Source organism: Thermoanaerobacterium sp. CMT5567-10, assembly GCF_030534315.2.
Taxonomy (GTDB): Bacteria; Bacillota; Thermoanaerobacteria; order Thermoanaerobacterales; family Thermoanaerobacteraceae; genus Thermoanaerobacterium.
The window spans coordinates 717,875-740,900 of the sequence record NZ_CP130558.2; the positions used below are offsets into that span (position 1 = coordinate 717,875).

General features: G+C 35.2%; 24 protein-coding genes and 1 riboswitch. Of the genes, 8 read left to right on the top strand and 16 right to left on the bottom strand.

Annotated elements, in window-relative coordinates:
- The first annotated feature begins 248 nt into the window (after window positions 1-248).
- Genes Q2T46_RS03780 through Q2T46_RS03790 form a run of 3 tightly spaced genes read left to right on the top strand, consistent with a single transcriptional unit; the run spans window position 249 to window position 1,278 of the window.
- On the top strand, window positions 249-431 hold the full coding sequence (locus Q2T46_RS03780; protein ID WP_303264201.1) for a spore coat associated protein CotJA: 183 nt from the start codon (window positions 249-251) through the stop codon (window positions 429-431).
- A 2-nt stretch (window positions 432-433) separates the two neighbouring features.
- Window positions 434-694, top strand: coding sequence for a spore coat protein CotJB (locus tag Q2T46_RS03785; RefSeq protein WP_303264200.1), 261 nt, complete (start codon window positions 434-436; stop codon window positions 692-694).
- Between the two features lie 11 nt (window positions 695-705).
- Entirely contained in the window at window positions 706-1,278 is a 573-nt protein-coding gene (locus Q2T46_RS03790) for a manganese catalase family protein (RefSeq protein WP_303264199.1), read from the top strand.
- A 21-nt stretch (window positions 1,279-1,299) separates the two neighbouring features.
- On the opposite strand, the gene Q2T46_RS03795 is transcribed toward Q2T46_RS03790, so the two are convergent.
- Together Q2T46_RS03795 and Q2T46_RS03800 are read right to left on the bottom strand one after the other, a co-directional pair.
- Window positions 1,300-3,705, bottom strand: a complete 2,406-nt coding sequence (locus Q2T46_RS03795; RefSeq protein WP_311062336.1) for a homocysteine S-methyltransferase family protein — start codon at window positions 3,703-3,705, stop codon at window positions 1,300-1,302.
- Between the two features lie 22 nt (window positions 3,706-3,727).
- The gene (locus Q2T46_RS03800) at window positions 3,728-4,627 is read right to left on the bottom strand and encodes a methylenetetrahydrofolate reductase (RefSeq protein WP_303264197.1); all 900 of its coding nucleotides are present in this window, start codon (window positions 4,625-4,627) and stop codon (window positions 3,728-3,730) included.
- Window positions 4,628-4,685: 58 nt separating this feature from the next.
- A riboswitch (SAM riboswitch) is annotated at window positions 4,686-4,780 on the bottom strand.
- A 155-nt stretch (window positions 4,781-4,935) separates the two neighbouring features.
- Between Q2T46_RS03800 and Q2T46_RS03805 the strand changes: the two genes are divergently transcribed.
- Window positions 4,936-5,865 carry a DUF362 domain-containing protein gene (locus Q2T46_RS03805; protein ID WP_303264196.1) on the top strand — a complete coding sequence of 310 codons (930 nt, stop codon included), beginning with the start codon at window positions 4,936-4,938 and terminating at the stop codon, window positions 5,863-5,865.
- A gap of 186 nt (window positions 5,866-6,051) precedes the next feature.
- Here the strand turns inward: Q2T46_RS03805 and Q2T46_RS03810 are convergent, their stop codons facing one another.
- The 10 genes from Q2T46_RS03810 to Q2T46_RS03855 form a co-directional block, all read right to left on the bottom strand.
- Window positions 6,052-6,465: a SoxR reducing system RseC family protein gene (locus tag Q2T46_RS03810; protein ID WP_311062337.1), complete on the bottom strand. Its 414-nt coding sequence runs from the start codon at window positions 6,463-6,465 to the stop codon at window positions 6,052-6,054.
- 35 nt (window positions 6,466-6,500) lie between these two features.
- Window positions 6,501-7,340: an RnfABCDGE type electron transport complex subunit B gene (locus tag Q2T46_RS03815; RefSeq protein ID WP_303264194.1), complete on the bottom strand. Its 840-nt coding sequence runs from the start codon at window positions 7,338-7,340 to the stop codon at window positions 6,501-6,503.
- Between the two features lie 13 nt (window positions 7,341-7,353).
- Window positions 7,354-7,932 (bottom strand): electron transport complex subunit RsxA, encoded by a 579-nt coding sequence (gene rsxA, locus Q2T46_RS03820; protein WP_303264193.1) that lies wholly within the window; start codon window positions 7,930-7,932, stop codon window positions 7,354-7,356.
- Complete coding sequence (gene rsxE / locus Q2T46_RS03825; protein ID WP_303264192.1) at window positions 7,901-8,575, bottom strand: electron transport complex subunit RsxE; 675 nt, start codon at window positions 8,573-8,575, stop codon at window positions 7,901-7,903. Before rsxE ends, rsxA begins: the two co-directional genes overlap by 32 nt.
- A 10-nt stretch (window positions 8,576-8,585) precedes the next feature.
- On the bottom strand, window positions 8,586-9,203 hold the full coding sequence (locus tag Q2T46_RS03830; RefSeq protein WP_303264191.1) for an RnfABCDGE type electron transport complex subunit G: 618 nt from the start codon (window positions 9,201-9,203) through the stop codon (window positions 8,586-8,588).
- Window positions 9,196-10,140: an RnfABCDGE type electron transport complex subunit D gene (locus tag Q2T46_RS03835; RefSeq protein WP_303264190.1), complete on the bottom strand. Its 945-nt coding sequence runs from the start codon at window positions 10,138-10,140 to the stop codon at window positions 9,196-9,198. Before Q2T46_RS03835 ends, Q2T46_RS03830 begins: the two co-directional genes overlap by 8 nt.
- Before the next feature lie 63 nt (window positions 10,141-10,203).
- Window positions 10,204-11,529: an electron transport complex subunit RsxC gene (rsxC, locus tag Q2T46_RS03840; RefSeq protein ID WP_303264189.1), complete on the bottom strand. Its 1,326-nt coding sequence runs from the start codon at window positions 11,527-11,529 to the stop codon at window positions 10,204-10,206.
- Window positions 11,530-11,587: 58 nt separating this feature from the next.
- The gene (locus tag Q2T46_RS03845) at window positions 11,588-12,391 is read right to left on the bottom strand and encodes a sugar phosphate isomerase/epimerase (protein ID WP_303264188.1); all 804 of its coding nucleotides are present in this window, start codon (window positions 12,389-12,391) and stop codon (window positions 11,588-11,590) included.
- A gap of 110 nt (window positions 12,392-12,501) precedes the next feature.
- Window positions 12,502-13,857 carry a glucose-6-phosphate isomerase gene (locus Q2T46_RS03850; protein WP_303264187.1) on the bottom strand — a complete coding sequence of 452 codons (1,356 nt, stop codon included), beginning with the start codon at window positions 13,855-13,857 and terminating at the stop codon, window positions 12,502-12,504.
- A gap of 64 nt (window positions 13,858-13,921) precedes the next feature.
- Complete coding sequence (locus Q2T46_RS03855) at window positions 13,922-14,440, bottom strand: HD domain-containing protein (protein ID WP_399388071.1); 519 nt, start codon at window positions 14,438-14,440, stop codon at window positions 13,922-13,924.
- A gap of 104 nt (window positions 14,441-14,544) precedes the next feature.
- Here Q2T46_RS03855 and Q2T46_RS03860 point away from each other — a divergent pair, with 104 nt between their 5' ends.
- From Q2T46_RS03860 to pepT, 3 genes are all read left to right on the top strand, one after another.
- Complete coding sequence (locus Q2T46_RS03860; protein WP_015311177.1) at window positions 14,545-15,042, top strand: nitroreductase family protein; 498 nt, start codon at window positions 14,545-14,547, stop codon at window positions 15,040-15,042.
- Window positions 15,043-15,194: 152 nt separating this feature from the next.
- A complete protein-coding gene (gene rpsD, locus Q2T46_RS03865) occupies window positions 15,195-15,791 on the top strand; it encodes a 30S ribosomal protein S4 (protein ID WP_303264186.1) in 597 nt (198 codons plus the stop codon).
- Window positions 15,792-15,884: 93 nt separating this feature from the next.
- A complete protein-coding gene (gene pepT, locus Q2T46_RS03870) occupies window positions 15,885-17,120 on the top strand; it encodes a peptidase T (RefSeq protein ID WP_303264185.1) in 1,236 nt (411 codons plus the stop codon).
- Between the two features lie 26 nt (window positions 17,121-17,146).
- Here pepT and Q2T46_RS03875 read toward each other — a convergent pair whose 3' ends face one another.
- The 3 genes from Q2T46_RS03875 to Q2T46_RS03885 are packed head-to-tail and all read right to left on the bottom strand — an operon-like array spanning window position 17,147 to window position 20,978.
- Window positions 17,147-17,920, bottom strand: a complete 774-nt coding sequence (locus tag Q2T46_RS03875; RefSeq protein ID WP_303264184.1) for an alpha/beta hydrolase — start codon at window positions 17,918-17,920, stop codon at window positions 17,147-17,149.
- 38 nt (window positions 17,921-17,958) lie between these two features.
- On the bottom strand, window positions 17,959-18,639 hold the full coding sequence (locus Q2T46_RS03880; RefSeq protein WP_303264183.1) for a 4'-phosphopantetheinyl transferase superfamily protein: 681 nt from the start codon (window positions 18,637-18,639) through the stop codon (window positions 17,959-17,961).
- On the bottom strand, window positions 18,639-20,978 hold the full coding sequence (locus tag Q2T46_RS03885) for a helicase C-terminal domain-containing protein (protein ID WP_303264182.1): 2,340 nt from the start codon (window positions 20,976-20,978) through the stop codon (window positions 18,639-18,641). The genes Q2T46_RS03880 and Q2T46_RS03885 overlap by 1 nt, the downstream gene beginning before the upstream one ends.
- Window positions 20,979-21,100: 122 nt before the next feature.
- Between Q2T46_RS03885 and Q2T46_RS03890 the strand changes: the two genes are divergently transcribed.
- Window positions 21,101-22,066: a small ribosomal subunit Rsm22 family protein gene (locus Q2T46_RS03890; protein WP_303264181.1), complete on the top strand. Its 966-nt coding sequence runs from the start codon at window positions 21,101-21,103 to the stop codon at window positions 22,064-22,066.
- A 23-nt stretch (window positions 22,067-22,089) separates the two neighbouring features.
- On the opposite strand, the gene Q2T46_RS03895 is transcribed toward Q2T46_RS03890, so the two are convergent.
- Window positions 22,090-22,989 (bottom strand): DUF1848 domain-containing protein, encoded by a 900-nt coding sequence (locus Q2T46_RS03895; RefSeq protein WP_303264180.1) that lies wholly within the window; start codon window positions 22,987-22,989, stop codon window positions 22,090-22,092.
- Between the last annotated feature and the right edge of the window lie 37 nt (window positions 22,990-23,026).

The following is a 23,026-nucleotide window of genomic DNA, read 5'->3' on the forward strand; positions in this document are numbered from 1 at the left end:
GAGCTGAATAATTATTTTATTTAACGTCCTCTCACACCACCGTACGTACCGTTCGGTATACAGCGGTTCAATAGGTATTAGTACTAATGAATATCTTTCCTTAGTTTCTTTAAGTACCATTGGTAAGTATCTTTGCAAGGATTGTGCTATTACATAGAAAAGTCAAAACAATCTACATACGCATGTTATCACACAAATATATATTTATGAATATTATATATTGAAAACTTTAAATGGGGGTCATAGATATGTATGAGTATAACGGATTTTATATACAAAACTTTGACGCAGGACAAAAAAGCTTAGCCGAAGCATATATACCAATGCAGAAATATATATCAGCATATCCGCCTGAACAAGGCCTTATGAGGGGTACAATATTTCCAGAGTTGGATAAACCGTATATCGAAGAGAGGATGAGGGGGTATTAATAATGGATGCAAATCAAGTGGCATTGATTAAAAAAATAATGGAAATAGACTTTGCGTGTATAGACTTAAATCTTTACCTTGACACACATCCTGAAGATCAAAAAGCATTAAAAGATTACAACTATTATAGCCAACAGTCAAAATCATTAAAAGCACAATATGAGCAGCTTTACGGTCCACTGATGTCTTTCGGCGAAACACCTGTACAGTGCAATAGATTTAGATGGGTAGACGACCCATGGCCTTGGGAAATCCAGTATTAAGGAGTGATACTATGTGGGTGTATGAAAAAAAATTAGAATATCCTGCAAATGTATGTAAGCCAGATATCAAAATGGCTAAATTTTTAATAGCACAGTATGGAGGACCTGATGGCGAATTAGCTGCAGCACTTAGGTATCAAACGCAAAGATATACAATGCCGACTGGTCAAGCAAAGGGAACATTGACAGACATATCTACCGAAGAATTTGCACATCTGGAAATAATTGCTACAATGGTGTTCAAACTTTTAAAAGGCGTCCCGGTTGAAGAGCTTAAAAGAGAAGGTCTTGGAGAACAGTACACAGAGCACGACAGGGCACTTTTCTACAGCGATACAACAGGTATGCTTTGGACTGCGGCATACATTCAAGCAAAAGGTGATGTAATCGCAGATCTACATGAAGACATGGCAGCCGAGGAAAAAGCAAGAGCAACGTATGAGCACCTTATAAATCTTACAGATGACCCTTGTGTAAAAGATACGTTGAGATTTTTAAGAGAAAGGGAAATTGTGCACTTCCAAAGATTTGGTGAAACTTTAGATAAGGTAAGAGAACATCTAAATTGCAAAAAAATATTTTAAAAAAGCCGGAACCACCGGCTTTTACTCTTTGTTTAATTCATTAAACACTTTATCAGCTATCCTTACAGCTTCTTGCGCATTTGCACCATAGTAGTCTGCGCCGATTTTCATCGCATAGTCTTCAGTAAGCACAGCACCACCAACCATGATTTTTACATCATGTTCCTTCCTTAATATTTTAATCGTCTTTTCCATGTTATTAAGGGTAGTTGTCATTAAGGCACTAAGCCCTACAAGCGGTGCTTTTGTCCGCTTCAGCTCGTCAACTATAGTAGATGGTTTCACGTCTTTCCCAAGATCTATTACCTCGTACCCATAATTTTCGAGAAGAACTTTGACTATATTTTTTCCTATGTCGTGTATGTCGCCTTCTACTGTTGCAAGTATTATTTTCCCTTTTGAACCCATGCCTTTAGGCATCTTTTCTTTTAATACTTTAAAAGCGCTTTCAACAACTTCAGCAGAATTTAAAAGCTGTGGCAAAAAATATATTCCTTTGTCATACCTATCCCCTACATCATTCAATGCAGGTATTATCGTATTATCTACTATGCTTAATGGCTCTACTCCTTCACTAAGTATCTCCAGCACTAATCTATCTATGTCTGCTTTTTTGCCTTCCAGTATGTTTTTATAAAGAATTTGGCTTGCATCTTTTTTTAATTTATCTTCAATTGTTACATTTGGTATATTGCCGATTTTGTCATCTTTTTTATATGTTTGTATATATCTTTCACATCTTAAATCTCTAGATGTCAAAACCATTGATGCATTTAATATATCCATCGTAATTTTATCGTTTGGATTTACTATTACTGCATCAAGGCCGTATGATGCTGCCATAGCAAGAAATGCAGTATTTATAAGATAACGTTCAGGTAAACCATAGGATATGTTGCTAAGTCCTATAATCGTGCTTACACCAAGCTCACTTTTTACAAGTTTAATTGCCTTTAAAGTTTCAATCGCCGCCGTCTGTTCAGACGACACAGTAAGAGCTATACAATCAATTATGATATCTTCTTTTGGTATTCCATAATCTAATGCAGTTTTTACAATCTTTTCAGCATTTTTAAGCCTTTCCTCCGCATTTCTAGGAAGCCCTTCGTCGCTTATTGTAAGTCCTATAACGCTAGTACCATACTTTTTAACGATTGGCAATACTTCTTTTAAGCTTTTTTCTTTTGCGCTTACAGAATTTATAATTGGTTTTCCTCTTACTATCCTTACTGCTTTTTCTATTGCTTTGACATTGCTACTGTCTATCTGCAGTGGCAGATTGACAATATTTTGAATCTGTGAGACCACATAAGGCATCAGCTTCTCTTCATCTATCCCTGGTACACCAATATTTATATCAAGTACATTGGCGCCTAAATTTTCCTGTGAGCTTGCTTCATCAAAAAGAATGTTTAAATTCCCATCTTTAATAGCAGCGCTTAATTTCTTTTTACCTGTTGGATTTATCCTTTCTCCAATTACACATATTGGATTATTACCACCTATAAAAACAGTTTTTGTATTTGATGAAACTGCAGTGTATTCTTTCATTGCAGACTTTTTCTCTGCACCATGTACTTCAGCTTTCAAAAGCTTAATAAATTCCGGAGTGGTCCCGCAGCAGCCACCTACAATAGATGCACCACACTCTAAAAGTTTTTTTGACTGATGTGCAAACTGCTCCGGCGATACATTGTAGAACGTCTTACCATCCTTTAAATGCGGCATACCGGCATTGGGCTGCGCCAAAATAGGTATTCGCGCAACTTCCGACATCTTCTTCACTATATCAGCCATCATATCAGGCCCTGTAGAACAATTGACACCAATAGCGTCAAGTCCCAATCCTTGAAGACTCACAACGGTTGTAACAGGATCTGTACCCATCAGTGTCCTACCATCTTCTTGAAACGTCATAGTGCATATTACTTTTAAATTTGTATTCTCTTTAACTGCGAGAATAGCTGCCTTTGCTTCTAAAATGTCTGACATTGTCTCTATTAGCGCCACATCTGCCCCTGCCTTTTCCCCTTCTACAGCCACTTCAGAAAAGGCATTATACGCTTCATCAAATGTAAGCTTGCCAAAAGGCTCCATCAGTTCCCCTATAGGTCCCATCGAAAGGGCAACCGTTTTATTGCCAGCTGCTTTTCTTGCTATATGTACCGCACTTTTGACTATTTCAAGTAATTTATCTGATAGATTGTATGATTTTAATTTTATTCTATTGGCGCCAAATGTATTTGTTTCGATGACATCAGCACCGGCATCAATGTACGATTTATGAATTTCATATACGATATCTGGGTGTGTAATGTTATAGTACTCTGGACACTCTCCTGTTTTAAGCCCTTTCATTTGAAGCATAGTGCCCATTGCTCCATCAAACACAATCACACCATTCTTTAAATTCTTAAAAATATCCAATTGATACATCTCCTTACAGTGATTACAAAACTTCTTTAATATCTGTCTTAATATTTTTTACACTGTTGACAATATCGACGACCATGTCAGTCCGCCCAAGTGGCATAATATGAACACCATTTACCAGATTTTTTATCTTATTTATAAGCTCTACTGTAATTTTAAGTCCTTCGCCTTTTCCGTTGTTTTTTAATCTTTCGAGGATGTAGTCAGGTATTTCAATGCCTGGTACCTTTGCATTTAAATTGACAGCCATTTTATAACTTTTAAGCGGTAAAACACCTACTAAAACAGGTATGCCAAACTTGCTTATTGCATCAAGGAATCTATATAAAATTTTTTCATCATAAACAGGTTGCGTCTGTATAAACGATGCCCCATTTTCTATTTTTATCTTTAATTTTTCTATTGATTCTTTGCTTAAATCATTTGGATTTGCTGTAGTACCTATACAAAAGCTTGTGGATGACTCCAGTTTGTTTCCACTGTAGTCAAAACCGTTGTTTAGCGACTTTGCAATCTTAATTAACCCTATAGAATCCACATCGTATACACCAGTTGCTTCAGGTACGTCTCCACGTTTAGGGTCATCTCCTGTCAATGCAAGAATATTTCTTACTCCAAGAGCATATGCCCCTAAAAGTTCTGCTTGAAGACCTATAAGATTCCTATCCCTACAAGTAAGATGGAATATAGTTTCTATATTTAGATGATTTTGTAGAAGATGTGCAAGCGCAATCGGACTCATCCTCATGTTTGCCATAGGACAGTCTGTTATATTTAAAGCATCCACTATCCCATATAATTTTCTTGCTTCTTCAATAGAATTTGAAATATCAGCTCCTTTTGGCGTTGACATCTCAACAGTAACAACAAATTCACGGTTATTGAGCTTTTGACATAAATTTTTTGAATTTAACAATATAACCCCTCCTGATAAAAATAAAAAAATCTCTTCGCCAAAAGAAGAGATAAATGTGCTCCCATCTTTCAGCGATATGCTGCTGGAATTGGCACCGTGATATCCGGTTGCCGAGCTTCATAGGGCCAGTCCCTCCGCTACTCTTGATAAGAGTTTATTATATTAATTTGTTAAATTATATAATACAATCCAGATGGTTAAATGTCAATGAAATATTTGTTGAATCATTAAAATTCCTTAGAACCGTTTATGTAATAATTAGCTTTTATTTTTTTTTAAATGTGAAAAGATATATATGAGGTGATTTTATGAGATACAGAAAAATAGTCGAACCTGTAGTTTCCATCACATCAGGACCTGATGAAATAGAAAACCTAAACAACGCATTAAATTTACTTCCACTTCAAAATTTAATAGATGCAGGCAATACAGTTGTGATTACACCTAATTTTGTCAAAAGCAAACCGCCACAAAGCGGTACAATAGTCGGTCCAAATACATTAAGGGCATTAATCAGGTATATAAAATCAAAAAATCCCGGAAGAATAGTAATCGCTGCCGGTTCTGGCGGTGATCCTACGCCAAAAGTCATGTCAGATAATGGCATTGATAAAGTCATATCAGAAGAAGGCGTAGAGTTCGTGGATTTAAATTATGGACCTTATGTAGAGCTTTTGCTGGACGATTGCCTTGTTAAATCTACAAAAGTAAATGAGCTTTATGAAAAGATGGATGTTTTGATTTCATTCACTCAAATGAAAATACACGAGGAAGCGACTGTATCCCTTGGAATAAAAAACATAGCCTTAAGCTGGCCTCCTGCAGAAATACACGGATTTCCCAAAAAAAACCTAGGGATACATGATGATCTACACAACTTCATAAGAGCAATGGCAGAAAAAATCTCTATAGATCTTACGATTTTAAGTGGACAAGAAGCGATGATAGGCACAGGCCCATCTGAAGGAAAGCCTATCAATGCAAACATGATAATAGCAGGAACTGATCCTGTAGCAACTGATACGGTAGGTGCCAGAATGTTTGGATTCATGCCTCAAGGGGTAAATTATCTATTTCAATGTGCCAAAAGAGGTGTAGGAACAGGCGAATTAAAAAATGTCACAATTAAAGGAATACCATTGCAACAGGCTGAATTAAATTTTTCAACTTTAGCATACGGTTACGGCATTGCACTGGATTCTAACGGAATCAAACAAATGGTGCCTGGCAAATCATAAAAATGTTAAGTTGCACAAATAAAAGGTTTTAATTATTAAATATATTATGAGATTCCACTGCAAAAGTCTTCTTTATCTATTATTAGATAAAACATTTTTAATATTTCATAATATAATAATTTAGGCAAATTTTGGAATTGCATAAAACTAGATAATAATTAGTTTTGCAGTGGAATCATACGCATTTTATATTTTTTTAATGACAGGTTTGTATTCTTTATTTATTACCTTTTTACTATAGTATTTAATGCCTATAAATGATATAGCCGTAAATAATAGTCCCGATATAGCTTCTATCATTTGGGAAAATTTATCTATTCCAAATATATTTGCTATGGCATAACCAACAAACACACCTACAAAGAAAAATAAAAGCGGTATGCCATACATTATCATAGTAGCCTTTAACATTGAAGTTTCTTTAATTTCTAATAAAACATTATCACCAACTTTTAATTCATCAATTGCATCAACTTCAACCATCATTCTGTTATTGCTTCCCATATCACATGCATGGCATTTCCCGCACATATCATTTCTTAATAGCTCAACTTTTGCTTTTCCATCTTTTATATTGGCAACGCATCCTTTTTCAACCATCATAACACCTCATTTAAAGAAATTCTTATTCAATATTATACATTTGTCTTATTTGCAATTAAACTAGACTTAAATGGATATATAGAGTCGGTAGGACATTTTTCAACACAAGCCATGCATGATGTACATTTTTCATAATCTATTTTCGCCAGATCGTTTATAACATGTATAGCATCATAATTACATGCTCTTTCGCACGCTTTGCATCCTATACATCCAACTGTACACACTGGCCTTACATCTTTACCTTTATAAGTATTAGAACATATGACTCTAGTCTTACTTTCCGCATCAACTAGCTCTATTATATTTTTTGGACATGCATCTACGCAAATTCCGCAGCCAGTGCATTTATCCTCATCAACAACAGCAATTCCATCACCGTTTACATGTATAGCGTCAAATGGACATAATTTTTCACAAGTTCCAAGGCCAAGACATCCAAAACGGCAATCTTTTGATCCCTCTTGGTACTGCACTGCTGACCTACAATCATCTATGCCAAAATATTTATATTTTTCTGATGCATTTTTCCTTGTACCATTGCATTTAACAAATGCTACCATCCTTTTATTACTAACATCTGTTTTGACGCCAAGAATAGCCCCAACTTTTTGAGCAACAGATGTTCCTCCCACTTTACATCCGTCTATTGGTACATTACCTGTTGATACTGCATGTGCGAATCCGTCACAACCTGGATATCCACATGCACCACAATTGGCTCCCGGAAGAGCATTTCTAACTTCGACTTCTTTTTGATCAACCTCGACTTCAAATTTTTTAGATGCATATGCTAAAACTATACCAAATACTAGGCCCATTCCTCCAAGACTTGCTAATGGCAATATCAAATATGGCAATATTTCACTCATTCAAAGCACTCCTTTATATTAAACCTTGAAAACCGAGAAAAGCTATTGACATTAAGCCGGCACCAATAAGCGCTATCGGAAATCCTTCCAGCACTTTTGAAATTGGTGCAAGTTCTAGCCTTTCCCTTATCCCAGCATATAAAACAATCGCAAGCGTAAATCCTACAGCAGAACCAAATCCGTTCACAACTGCCTCAATGAAGTTATAACTTTCTTGAACATTTAAAAGTGCAACACCTAAAACTGCACAGTTTGTCGTTATAAGCGGTAAATATATGCCTAACGCTTGATGCAAAGCTGGACTTGATTTTTTTATTACCATTTCTACAAATTGTACCAGTGAAGCTATTACAAGTATAAATGCTATTGTCTCAAGGTAAGATAAGCCTAATGGCACAAGTATCATATTATATACTATATATGCAAAGGCAGATGCTATTGTCATGACAAATGTAACAGCTATACCCATCCCAAGTGCTGTCTCAACATTTTTTGAAACACCGAGAAAAGGACATTCACCTAAAAATCTTACTAATACGAAGTTATTTACAAGTATAGAACTAATCAGTATAAGTATAAGCTCTGTCAGCATGTGATGCACCTCCCAACAATGCCTTCTTTTTTATTGCCTTCTCTCTTCTCTTTTTTTGAACGCCTTCCATTAATCTAAAGAATCCAAGAAGAAGACCTAATGTTATAAATGCTCCTGGAGGCATGATGAATATCAAAGCAGGTTGATAATTTGGTCCAAACAGTGATATTCCAAGTATCGAACCATTCCCTATTATCTCTCTTATGGACCCCAATATAAACAGTGCTAATGTAAATCCCAAACCCATACCAAGTCCATCTGCAGCAGACTGCAAAACAGTATTCTTATATGCAAATGCTTCAGCTCTTGCCATTATCATGCAGTTTACAACGATAAGGGGTATATATATTCCAAGGGCTTTGTCAAGATCAGGAGAAAATGCTTTAATAAGCATTCCTATTATAGTTGTAAAAGTAGCTATCACTACGATAAAAATCGGGATCCTAATCTTATCTGGTGTAACTTTTCTCAATGAAGATATTAATATATTTGAAAAGAAAAGGACAAATGTAGCTGCTATTCCCATGGCTATGCCATTTACGGCTGCAGTTGTCACTGCAAGCGTAGGACACATGCCAATAACCTGGATAAATATAGGATTTTCTTTCCATATGCCATTTTTAAATGTGTTAAATATACTCATAGAAAACACCTCACTTATTTGACCCAGCAATAACTTTGTATGCTTCTATGGCTGTATTTACACCTTTTGTAACAGCTCTTGATGTGATTGTAGCACCAGTTATCGCTTGAATCTGATTGTCCTGACTTGGAGTTGTCTTTACAACTGTCAAATTTTTATCTGCTTTTTTGTCTTTATACTGTTTATTCCAGTTTGGATCTTCCGATTTTGCACCAAGTCCAGGTGTCTCCGATTGATTTACTATTTTTATTCCTGTTATTTTGCCATCTTTATCTATTCCTATCATTTCTTCAATAGGACCACCAAATCCTTGTGGTGCAACTTTTATTACATATCCAACGACATTGCCACTGGATTTCCCCTCGTTTACTTCTTCAATAAGTTTTGAATCTGGTGTTAATTTTGAGTCACCTGATGTATCAAAATTAAATTTGTACTTACTTAAATCAAGTTTTGTATATTGTTCTGCAGGAAGTACAGCTTTCATTGCTTCCATATTTGTGTTTTCAAGCTGCTTTGCAATAGGTCTTTCAGTAATGAAGTTGAAAAAACCTAACACTATCGCAGCTATACCCGTAATAACCAAAAGAATAATACCTGTCTTTAAAATATCATTTTTACTATTCATTAATTTTTACCTCCCCGAATACTTTCGGCGCTGTATATTTGTCTATGATAGGTGTAGCTATATTCATTAGAAGTATAGAGTAAGATACGCCTTCAGGATATCCACCATACAGCCTTATGATTGAAGTAAAAATACCACATCCAATTCCAAAAATTATCTGGCCTTTAGGCGTAACTGGTGATGTTACGTAGTCAGTCGCCATAAAAAATGCACCAAGAATAAGTCCACCTGCCATTATATGGTATAACGGATCACCAGTAAATAAGCCATTTTTACCAAGCACCCATGTTAAAACTGCAACTGTCAGAATATAGCTTAAAGGTATTCTAAGTGTTATTACCTTCCTTATAAGCAGATATACTGCACCAATCAATAAAGCAAAAATTGATACTTCTCCAATTGTACCACCTTTTAAGCCTATAAACATATTGAAAAGAGATGGCAGCTCACCTGATGCTTCAGTACCTTTAATTATGGCAAGCGGTGTAGCACTGGCTATTCCATCAATAGTAAAGTGGCTCATAGGTACTGGCCATGATGCAAGTAAAAACGCTCTTGCAGCTAACGCTGGATTCATGAAATTATGTCCCAATCCGCCAAACACTTGCTTAACTATTGCTATAGCAAATATAGAGCCTATCGCTGCAATCCACCAAGGTATTGATACAGGAAGATTAAATGCCAATAGTATCCCTGTAACAACAGCACTAAAATCATTTATCGTTACCTCTTTATGCGTCAATATTTGAATGATTGCTTCTGTGGCAACTGAAAAAGCAACACATAATACCGTTATAAATAACGCACGAATACCAAAAATTACGATACCTGCTATAAGTGCCGGCATTAAAGCTATTACAACATCAAGCATTATCCTTTCAACACTATCTTCTGACCTGAAATGAGGTGATGATGTGACATATAATTTGTCTTCCATTCTATAACCCCCTACAAAATTCTATAAAGTTTAGCTTATTCTGATATCAACTTCCAACCACAATCACTTCCTTCGCTTTCTTAGAATCTCACGCTTTGCCAATCTGATCGATTCAACCAGCGGCCTTTTGGATGGGCATACATAAGAACAACTTCCACATTCTATACAGTCAAGTGCATGATATTCTTCACATTTGTCAAAATCATTTTTTAGCGAGTATGCACTTATAAAGAGTGGTAATAAGTTCATTGGGCATGCATCTACACACCTTGCACATTTAATACACGGTTTGGGATTTTTTAAAGCTATCCTGTCTTCCGGTAATACTAGGATTCCCGAAGTACCTTTAATAACTGGCACATCAATAGAATACTGTGCAATCCCCATCATTGGTCCGCCAGATATCACTTTTCCTGGAATGCCTTTGAATCCACCACAACATTCTATTAGCTCCCTAAATGGTGTACCAATCTTGACACGAAGATTTTTTGGTGTCATGATTCCTTCGCCAGTTACAGTGACAACACGTTCTATAAGTGGTTTGCCGTATTTTATAGCCTCTGCAATAGCAAAAGCTGTTCCTACATTGTCAACAACAACACCTACATCTGCCGGTATTTTACCTGAAGGAACTTCTCTTCCCGTTATTGCTTTTATAATGTGTTTTTCTGAACCTTTCGGGTATTTTGTCTTTAATACGGCGACCTCCACACCCGCATATTCTTTGCAGGCCTTTCTTATTTCCTTTATGGCATCTTGTTTGTTATCTTCTATCCCAACATATCCTTTTGATGCCCCTAATGCTTTCATTATTGCTAAAAGCCCATGTACAATATCAACAGGTTTCTCCAGCATAAGACGGTGATCGGCCGTCAAATAGGGTTCACATTCAGCACCATTTAAAATTACAATGTCTATTTTTTTATCTGAAGGTGGATTTAGCTTTACCATAGTTGGGAATGTGGCACCACCCATACCGACTATACCTGCTTCCCTTACAATATATCTTATTTCTTCTGGTTTTAAATTATTTATATCTTCATTTGGCTTAATATTGTCATCATAATTAAATTCGCCATCTGACTCAATAACAATAGATTTTACCAGCTTACCGCTTGATGATGGTCTATCTTCTATGGCAACTACCTTTCCCGATACACTAGAATGTACTGGAGCAGAAACAAATCCATTCGCTTCACCGATTTTTTGCCCGACTTTAACGTAGTCATTTACTTTAACCAATGGTGTGCATGGAGCACCTATATGCTGTTGCAAAGGTATGATAACTTGTGACTTAGGCAAATATTCTTCGATGGGATATTTATTAGATAATTCTTTATAAGATCTCGGATGTATTCCACCGAAAAATGTATATTCCCTTGTTTTCAATGTTTACACCTCTTTTTAAAATAATTAAATTGCTTCATTAAGATTTTTGCCTCTGGTATTATTTATATTTTTCAAAGATACTTTTGAGATACTCAATGCTTTCAGCTATTTCTCTCATATCTTTATAATTGTTTCTGTACACCTCCATTATAAGCGATCCTCTGTAATCGATATTTTTTAACTCTTTATACAGTCTTCTAAAATCAAAATTCCCTCTACCAGGCAAGTGCAATTCACCGCTTAAATCGTAATCGCACAAATGGACATTTGTAAGCTGCTTTCCCATAGTTTTAAGATAGTCAAAGGGATCTTTCTTGCTTTTCATTGCCTGTTTTATGTCTAACGTAAAATATATGTTTTTGCTGTTTGTGACTTGTCTTATAGATGTGGCAAATTCAGGATACGAAAACCAGCACCAATAAACATTTTCCCAAGAAAATTTAACTCCATATTCTCCTGATGTATCAGCTATATAATCGGTATATTTTGCGATTTTCTCAAAATCTATATTAGGAAGTGCATCTTTTTTAAGTGCCGGTCCATGAAAAACATAGATCTTTGAACCTAGTATCTTAGCAGCTTTTAAGACTTTAATGAGCATCTTTGATGCATCCTTCCTTTGCCTCGATGTTGCTGAGAAAAGCTGCGGTTCAAACTGCATCCCTATGGCATGTATAGAATTAACCTCGATTTCATATTTGTTAAGGTTATCTTTCAGCTCTTTGCAAAAGTCTTCATCATATTCGCTGTAGGATTCTAAAAAAACTTCAACTTTTTTAACGCCCATATTGCCAATGATTGGAATAGTTTCTTCTGTTAGATAATCCGGATAAAAGCAAGCTGTCGATATGCCAACTTCCATTTGATCACCATCCTAAAATCTTAACAATAACTACTTAATATTATATAAAAAATTTTTTATCAGAAAAACATAAAATTTAAAGGATATGCCTTATAGACATATCCTTTTTGTCACCTTTTAAGCCTTTTTTCCAATTCTTCTTTTTCTTTCTCATAACCAGGTTTGCCTAAAAGCGCAAACATATTTTTCTTGTAGGCTTCTACTCCAGGTTGGTCAAACGGATTTACTCCATTTAAGTATCCGCTTATGCCGCAAGCCATCTCAAAGAAGTAAACCAGATATCCAAAGTTGTATGCAGATATCTCTGGAACATTCACTATTAGATTTGGCACACCGCCATCATTGTGAGCAAGTACCGTGCCTTGAAAAGCTTTCTTATTGACAAAATCTATCGTATTTCCAGCCAGGAAATTAAGTCCATCTACATTGTCCTTGTCTTCGTTTATCGTTATTTCTTTTAGCGGTTTTTCTACATTTATAACCGTCTCAAACATTATCCTGCTTCCGTCTTGTATAAATTGTCCCATGGAATGAAGATCCGTCGAAAAATCTACTGATGCAGGATATATTCCTTTATGGTCCTTGCCTTCACTTTCCCCAAAAAGCTGTTTCCACCATTCGGAAAAATAGTGAAGCCTCGGCTCATAGTTTACTAAAATTTCAACAGATTTACCCTTCCTATAAAGCGCATTTCTAAGTACAGCATACTGCATGCTTAAATTGTCTTTTATATCAGGTTTTTTGAAAACTAATGATGCATCATATGCCCCTTTCATCATTTCATCAATGTCGATGCCTGCAGCCGCTATAGGGAGGAGTCCTACTGCCGTTAGAACGGAATATCTGCCACCTACATCATCAGGAATCACAAATGTCTCATAGCCTTCTTCATCCGCCAGTCTTTTAAGAGCACCTTTTTTTCTATCTGTTGTAACATATATCCTTGATTTTGCTTCTTCTTTTCCATATTTCTTTTCTAGAAAATCTCTGAAGACTCGAAATGCTATAGCCGGTTCTGTAGTAGTGCCAGACTTTGATATGACGTTTATAGATACATCTTTGCCGTCTAGAACTTCTAATAAATCTTGAAGGTATGTAGAGCTTATACTGTTTCCTGCAAAATATATTTCTGGCGCCTTTCTAACTGATTGTGGCAAAATATTGTAAAACGAGTGTGTAAGCATCTCAATAGCTGCCCTTGCACCTAAGTACGAACCACCAATTCCGATAACCACAAGCGCATCTGAATCTGATTTTATTTTCTCTGCAGCTTTTTTGATTCGAGCAAATTCTTCCTTGTCATAATCCCGCGGCAAATCAACCCAACCAAGGAAATCGCTTCCCTGAGCTGTCTTATTTACCACCATATCAAGTGATAATTGTGCCTGTTTCTCAAGATATGCTATTTCATGTTCATTAACAAAATTCAACGCATTTGAATAATCAAAATTTAATACATTTGTCATATGTAAACCTCCAATCTTATTTTACATCTCATATTTTATACTATATAAATTATATTATCAAGCTTTAACTTAGAAACAAGTCAACTGCAATGTTTTTGCCTGTCTTTGTCTTAAAATTCTTTTCTACAATATTGCTGACCTTTTCTCTATCTCTATACAATCCATCCTCTTCTATATTTACCAGAAGATCAGATTCCCATATTATCTGAAAATCAAGTCCATCATTTTTAGATGGTGTATGATGACCACCTATAATATAGCATACTCTTTCTATTATATCCTCCTCCTCATTGTTTTTCTGCATAATCTCTTTTGCAATGGCTGGCCCCTCTATTTCCTGATATCTTCCGGATGAGCTACCATATTTTTCTTCAGCTTTTTTGATGCCGATGTCATGCAAAATTGCGGTAACATACACGATCTTTTTGATTTTTTCATCAGTAATATTTTCGCCATCCACTATTCTGTCAGCATAGCTAAGCACTTTTAATGCATGGTTAATTCTTTTTAAGTCAGTACCGAAATAGTCTTTAAGTCCCATGATATATTTTAACCTTGACACAAAATCATCTCCCCCTTTCATCTTAATAATATTTTTACATATGGATATTTTTCCGTCAATAAATATTTAACCAAATTTTGAAATTGTTTTTTTAATGGTTATAATAATAGATGGAGGTGTTTTATATGGATGCATTAGAAGTATTAAAACAAAGAAGGGCTGTAAGATCTTTTGAAGATAAACCAATTCCAAAAAATATACTGGAAGATATTATTGACTGCGGAAGGCTTGCTCCGTCTGCAAACAATGTTCAACCTTGGCATTTCGTTGTTGTAACCGACAAGGAAGCTCTTAAGTATATTTCTGAAAAGGCTACATACGGCAAATTTATTAAAGATGCTGCAGCATGTGTAGTTGTATACTGTGAAAAAGAAAACATCCACCATCTGGAAGATGGTGCAGCAGCAACTGAAAATATCATACTTGCAGCAAAAGCATACGGCATCTCTTCATGCTGGGTAGCAGGGTATGATCGGACATATGAAAAAGACATAAATGAATATTTAAATGTTCCATCAAACCTTAGAATGATCTCAATTATTGCTTTAGGCTACAGTACTCAAAATCCGTCTCCAAGAAATAAAAAATCTTTAAGCGACGTACTGCACTGGGAAAAATTTTAAAAAAACTCGGCTTAATGCCGGGTTTTTGTATATTTTTTAGTTCTTTGATAAAAATATACTTAAGAAAAATACTTGATAAATTTTATTTCATACTATATAATTTGGATGTGGTTAATTGATAATGATTATCATTATAAAATGGAGGTGAGCAGTTGGCAAGAACAGTAGCACCAAAGCATAGAATGTGCAGAATTGTAGGACATCCCCTATGCGGTAGCCCAAAGTGTCCTTCGTTAAAGCGGCCGTACGCTCCTGGACAGCATGGGCTAACTAGAGGCAAAAAGCTTTCTGAATACGGTAGAAGACTTCTTGAAAAACAAAAGCTCAAATCAATCTACAACGTTAGGGAAAGACAGTATAGAAGGTATTTTGAAAAAGCACTAAAAAGCAAGGAACCGACAAGCGAAAAACTTCTCTCACTTCTTGAAAGGCGCCTTGACAATATTGTATACAGGATGGGCTTTGCTCCTACAATATACTCTGCACGTCAGCTCGTTTCGCATGGCCATATTTTAGTAAATGGCAAAAAAGTAAATATCCCATCTTATGAGGTAAATGTCGGAGATGTCGTCTCCGTTAAAGAAAAAAGTAGAAATATGCCCCTTATAAAACAAAGCATCGGCACAAATGATATTCCACCATATATCAATGTCGATGTGGATAAAATGGAAGGCAAATTAATTAAATTGCCAAGAAGAAGCGAAATTCCTGTAGAAATTGACGACCATTTATTAGTAGAATTTTACTAAAGCCTGGTAACGGTAACCCAGGCTTTATTTCTTTTAAATTTTTCTTATAAGTGATAAAATAATTTTAGAAAATTTTAAGAAAGAAGGGGTATATTGCAAAACGTCGCTCATAGATTTTTAAAATACGTAAAGTATGAAACAACATCAAATGAAAACTCTTCAAAATGCCCTAGTACAAATGGGCAAATGGCTTTTGCCAAAGACTTGGCCTCCGAATTAAAAGCTATAGGGCTTACAGACGTATCCGTCGATGAAAATGGATATGTAATGGCTACAATACCATCTAATGTTGATAGGAAAATACCAGTAGTAGGCTTTATATCACACATGGACACAAGCCCTGATATGTCTGGAAAAAATGTAAATCCGCAGATAATCGAAAACTACGATGGCAAAGACATAATATTAAACAAGGATAAGAATATCGTTTTGTCACCAAGTGATTTTCCAGAATTAAAAGACTACATAGGAAAAACACTGATCACAACAGATGGTACAACACTGCTGGGTGCCGATGATAAGGCTGGAATCGCTGAGATTGTCACTGCCTGCGAATACATTATGTCACATCCAGAGATAAAACATGGAACGATAAAAGTGTGTTTTACGCCAGACGAAGAAATCGGACGCGGTGCAGACAAATTTGACGTAAAAAAATTCGGGGCTGATTTTGCTTATACAATCGATGGTGGAAAATTGGGTGAATTGGAATATGAAAACTTCAATGCAGCATCTGCAAAAATAATAATACACGGCCGAAATGTACATCCTGGAACAGCAAAAGGCAAAATGAAAAACTCTGTTTTAATAGGAGTAGAGCTTGCTTCAATGTTGCCGCTGGAAGAAACACCGGAAAATACAGAAGGATATGAGGGATTTTATCACATAAATAATTTTAATGGTAATGTAGAAGAAACACACATGTACTACATAATAAGGGATTTTGACAAAGAAAACTTTGAAAATCGCAAAAATTACTTGTTAAATTTGATAAACAAATTAAATGAAAAATACGGCGAAGGCACAGTAGAAATAGATTTAAAAGACCAATATTACAATATGAGAGAAATCATTGAAAAAGACATGAGCATAGTTGAAATTGCACTAAAAGCTATAGAGAAAGCAGGCGTAAAACCAGATGTGTCTCCTATCCGCGGCGGCACTGATGGAGCAAGGTTATCGTACATGGGACTTTCAACGCCTAACATATTTACAGGAGGCCATAATTTTCACGGTAAATATGAATATATACCTACTTTTGCAATGGAAAAAGCTGTTGAAGTTATATTGAATATAGTAAAGATAGTAGCAGAAAAAAGTAAATCTTAAAAAGGCCCACTATTGGGCCCTTTACTTTATTTAAGCTTTTCTTTCAAGAAAGAGACAGATTCATCTATGGCCTTTCTTTGCCAATCAAGCCTGTTAAACGTATGATCCGAACCATCTATCGATATTCTACGGCCATTTTCTTTGTAAACTGTCTTTAAAATTTCTTCAGATACTGTGTATGGCACAGCTTCATCTTTTGTGCCATGAATTATGAGTACATCTTTGTCATATCCTTTTGCTAATTCAAATATATCAATTCCAGTTATATCAAATACAAATTCCTTTCCAAGCGCAAGGCCTCCAATATCAACAAATCCATGTTCATTAAGTAAATTTCCCGCTTCACTTTGTGACTGAAGTTCTACTATGTCTCTCATATTGAAAGCAGGTGCCCACAGAACTAATGACTTAACAATGTCTTTGTATTCATTTGCGATTATGGCAGCTATAGCCCCACCCATGCTAAGACCTAATATGCCAATATTATTGACATCTGTTTGAGGATTGTCTTTTACGAATTCTAAGATATGTCTTGCATCTTCTACTTCACCGCTAAATGTCATATCGATAAAATTGCCATCACTTTCACCAGATCCATAGAAGTCGAATCTGACACTGCCTATGCCTGCTTTCTCCAACTCTCTCGACAACTTTACAAAAATAAAATGTGACTCAACTTTATTGCCTGTAAATCCATGAAATACAGCTACCATAGGAACTTTGCCATTTGTGCCATCTGGAACATGCATCATACCCCTCAATGTCTTAGATCCATAAGTTAATTCAACAGCTTTTTGCATAATATCACCTTCATCTTTTTTCTAAATTATACCATATTTCATAAAAAATTAAAAATATCATTCAATAAATCATCTATTTTAATAACATTAACACTATTTTGAAACATATTATTCTGAGCACAAACTGCCAATTTATATCCAGCATCTATATTAAACTGCTTAAAATAAAACTTATTTTTATTTTCTCCAAAAAGCTTAATTTCTTTTTCTAATTTTACAGTAAATGATTTTAATGGAACATAAAGTCCCTTGCCTAGTGCCTTGACATAGCTTTCTTTTAGTGTCCAAAGAGTAAAAAAGTAGTCTATTTTATCATCCTTTTTCATCATATCATTATACTCTTCCATCGAAAAGAAACGCTTTGCCACATTTAAATTGATATCTCTTATCTTCTCTATGTCAACGCCTAAATTATCACAATCTACAGCTATAGATGCCCACTCTCCTGAATGTGATATACTAAAAAATATATTTTTGCCTTCTAAAAAAGGTTTCCCAAACTCATTCTTATAAAATACGATATTGCTGTTTTTAAGCCCAAATTCTTTTACTAAAATGACTCGCAACATTGCCTCTGCCAAAAGAGTCCTCAGTGCATCATCATGCTTCCTAATCTTTTTAACCCTGCATCTCTTTTCTTCTGACACTACCTCTAATAATCTGTTATATTCTCGATTGTCTACATTTCTCGTGATTTTTGTAGCATACACTTTCACCATTATAAATTCCCCCAAAAGTTATCAAGATATGCTTCTATATTATCTTTATTGACTTTAGTATACGGAAACCATTCTTTAGGAAATAATTTTATATAGTTCCTATGCAAAAATCTTTCATCTATAAGCAAAATAACACCTCTATCAGTCTCAGTTCTAATAACACGTCCTGCTGATTGCATCACTTTATTAAAGCCAGGATAAAGGTAAGCAAACTCATATCCAAGTCCATACTTTTTTTCGAAGTAGTCTTTTATTATATCTCTTTCAAGACATATTTGAGGAAGACCCACACCTACAATTATAGCGCCGATTAATCTATCATTCTTCAGATCAATGCCTTCTGAAAAGATACCTCCCAGCACGCAAAAGGCTATGATTCCCTTTTTCTCATCTTCAAACATCTTTAAAAAGCTCTCTTTGTCATCCTCACTCATACTGCTCTCCTGCTTGATTATCATGTTCATTCCTCGATCTTTATAAATCTCATATATCATGTTCATATACTCATATGATGGAAAATACACAATATAATTACCTGGCATTTTCCCCACAACTGCATCAATATACTCTGCTACTTTTTCTCGCGTATTTTCCCTATCTTTGTACTTTGTAGATACATCATCTGCAATAAGAATCATCCTGTTTTTAGTGTCAAAAGGTGAATCTAAGCAAATTGCGTAATCTTCATCGTTCCCTCCTAATAGAGACTTATAGTATGTAATCGGAAGAAGTGTGGCAGAGAAAAATATTGTCCCTCTAACTTTCTGAAGCGTTTGACTTAATAATTTAGACGGATCCAAGCAGAATAGCTTAATTTTTACATCATCACCATCTTTTTCTACGTACGTCATATATGACGAATCATACATATCAGAAATTTTTAAATAAGATAATGATTTAAAATACAAATCTATAAGCTCATCGCATTCGGATGATTTTTTATTATTTACAAGGTACGATTCAGCTTCACCTATGAACTGCCTTAAATAACCATCTAAATCAACTTGTTCATCTTTCGCCACAAAAAAATTATTTTCACCCCACTGTTTTTTCATTTTAAGAAAAATAGAATTAATCTTTGATAATACCTTCTCTATTTTGCTGCTTTGCCCTTTCATCGACTTTTTTAATGATAAAAACTCTTTTTTAAAAAGCTCCGCAGAAAACATCTCCCTTGACCTGTCTACAAGGTTGTGGGCTTCATCCACAAGGATCGTAAAATCGCTCTTATCTTGAAAAAATCTTTTTAGAGCGACATTTGGGTCAAAAACATAATTGTAATCGCAGATTACAACATCCGACCATAAAGATAAGTCTAGTGAAAACTCAAATGGACATACTGTATGTTTTTTTGCATACTCCTCAATTTTTGCCCTATTAAAATCATCTTCATTTAAAATCATATCCATTATAGCATCATTTATCCTATCATAATGGCCTTTTGCGTATGGACATGACTCAGGGGTGCATTCGGTCTTTTCATTTAAACATATCTTCTCTTTTGCAGTGATAACAAGCGTCTTAATTCTTAACCCTTTATCCCTTAGCATCTTAAACGTCTCATCTGCAACGGTACCTGCAATTGTTTTAGCCGTCAGGTAAAATATTTTTGACGTCATCCCTTCCCTCATAGCCTTTATCGCTGGAAAAATAACAGATATAGTTTTACCTATTCCGGTAGGTGCTTGTACAAAGAGTTTTTTCTCTCTTTCAATTGTCCTGTAGACAGCTACGGCTAGCTTCCTTTGCCCTTTCCTGTAATTTTTATAAGGAAAATCTATCTTCTCTATGGAGCTATTTCTTTCCTTTATCCAAAGGTATGATATCATTGCCCAGTTGTAAAACTTTTTTAGAAGATCTTCAAAAAATGCTTTTAGCTCATCTATAGAATACGTGTACCTTAAATATTTAATCTCATCATTATCAATCTGATAATACGTTAGTTGAATATTTATAGCATTCAAATCGTTCTGAATAGAGTATATATAAGCATAGCATTTTGCCTGTGCCAAATGTAGCGGATTGTAATTATCATCAATGTCATTTAGTTGAGCATTTGTAGTCTTTATCTCATCTATCGTAACATTGCCGTTTTGAACAATGATGCCATCCGCACGGCCTTCAACAGCAAGGATAAAATCATCGTACTCTGCTTCGTACTTTAATGAGACTTCTTTCGTATAATTTTCATTTTTCGATTTCTGTATCTTTCTATGAATCCTTGCCCCTTCTAACGCTCTTCTATTGCCGTTTCCGACAAACTCACTGTTTAAATCACCACTGCGCAATATAAACTCTACCAAGTCTCTAACTGAAACTTTTATCTTCTCTTTAATCATTACATCCAGCCTTTCATAAAGTCCATCCAACCAAGAACGGTTCTTGAGTTGAATTATAACATAAAATTATGTTTGATGGTATAATATAAATTGAACACTAATAGAAAGGATTGTTTATGTAAATGGAACTACCATTAGAACTTATCACTGCCATAGAAAACGAAACAGAAGCTATACCTATAAATAAATTAACAGCTTTAGTTTCGGATATTTCTAAGCGATACCGTGATAAAAACTATTCTGATAAATTTTTAAGCGGATATGATGAAACAATCGCTTATGTCGTATACAGGATGCCTGCCACGTATGGTGCAATATACACTGTTTTAAATCATATAAAAGAAGTATATAATGATTTTCGCCCAAAATCTCTTTTAGATGTAGGGGCAGGCCCTGGGACAGCCATGTGGGCGGCAACTGCTATATGGCAGGATATTGATCAAATAACGCTTCTGGAAAAAGACAAAAACATGATAAATATCGGCAAAAAGTTATCATCTAATTCAAATTATGATTCTATCAAAAACGCAAAGTGGCTAAAAATAGATTTAAATAGATCATTTGACGCTCACAGACACGATATCGTCATTGCATCGTATTCCATTGGTGAGCTAAATGAAGATGTACAGAGTAAAATAATAAAAAAACTGTGGGAAATTGCTAACGATATACTGATCATTATAGAGCCAGGAACTAAAATCGGCTTTTCTAGAATAAAAAGAGCCCGGGAAACTCTGATATCGCTTGGTGCGCATGTAATCGCACCGTGTCCGCATGACAAAGAATGTCCCATAAAAGATAATGATTGGTGCCACTTTTCATCCCGCATACAGCGAACAAGCTTGCACAGAAAAGTCAAAAACGGTGAACTTCCGTATGAAGATGAAAAATTCTCATACATTTATGTATCAAAAAATCCTTGCAAAACGATAAAGAGCAGAATCATAAGGCACCCCCAGATAAGAAAAGGCCACATAATATTGGATTTGTGTACAAAGGATGGCATCAAGAAAGTCACAATCAAAAAAAGCGATGGAGATATTTATAAGAAAGCCAGAAATATGAGATGGGGTTCTGTTTTTGAGTGAATTTTGGGCTTGATGTAAAATAGCTAACTGTTTCTTTCATCTATTACATCCTCACCTGTTATACTGCTGCACAATAAGGGAGAATTGACATCATACCTAGCCATATTGTCATTGACAACATTGCTACTGTAATTTGCATAGCAGTAGAGGCAACCATGAGTACATGTATTATAAGCTCCAATATCCACACTGGCGGCACACCCACAAGCTTTTCTTTGATTTTTATCTTTTTCTACTTTAAGTTTTCTACCTGAAAGGCTTTCGATTAAATCTGGATCAATGCATTTCGAATGTTCAATGCCAAACTCAGATAAATCGATGTTTTCCGCACATATCTCTATTTTGAGAGAATACACTTTTGCAATTTCTCCAAGCCTCGTTGCAATTCTTATTTTATCTTTATCGTTTATATCATAAGCACCTATCTTTTTTAAATTTCTCTGTGCTTTAAGATAAAAATCCACAAAGCTTATGATACATTTAGATGTATAATCATGAAGTTTTGATGCTAATAATTCAAAATATTTATAATGATATCCCTCATGGATATTATTTGTTATAATAATAGGATCGTATCTCCAGATGACGCGCATCGGTCCTATCTTATCAGACAATCTTTTGAATGTATCTATGATTTTTGATTTTCTTGGCACATTTACCTCAATTTCAGCATTGTATGGATTTAACGTAAATTGAAAGTAGAATGGATAACCATCAATGATGTGAAGATTTTTAATCATTCTTTCTGGATTCTTAGTCCAAAACACAAAGCAATCAACTACTTCCAAAGATAAAGGCACCTTGCTTACATGATGTAAATTAAAAGGATTCCTAACCAAGACATAGCCCTCTTTAATTCTATTGTAAAACCAATCACTATAAAATGCAGGTATGTCCGTTCTTCTGCTTGCACTTATTATCATATATTAATCTTCCTTTTTGTATAGCTAAGATAGCAAA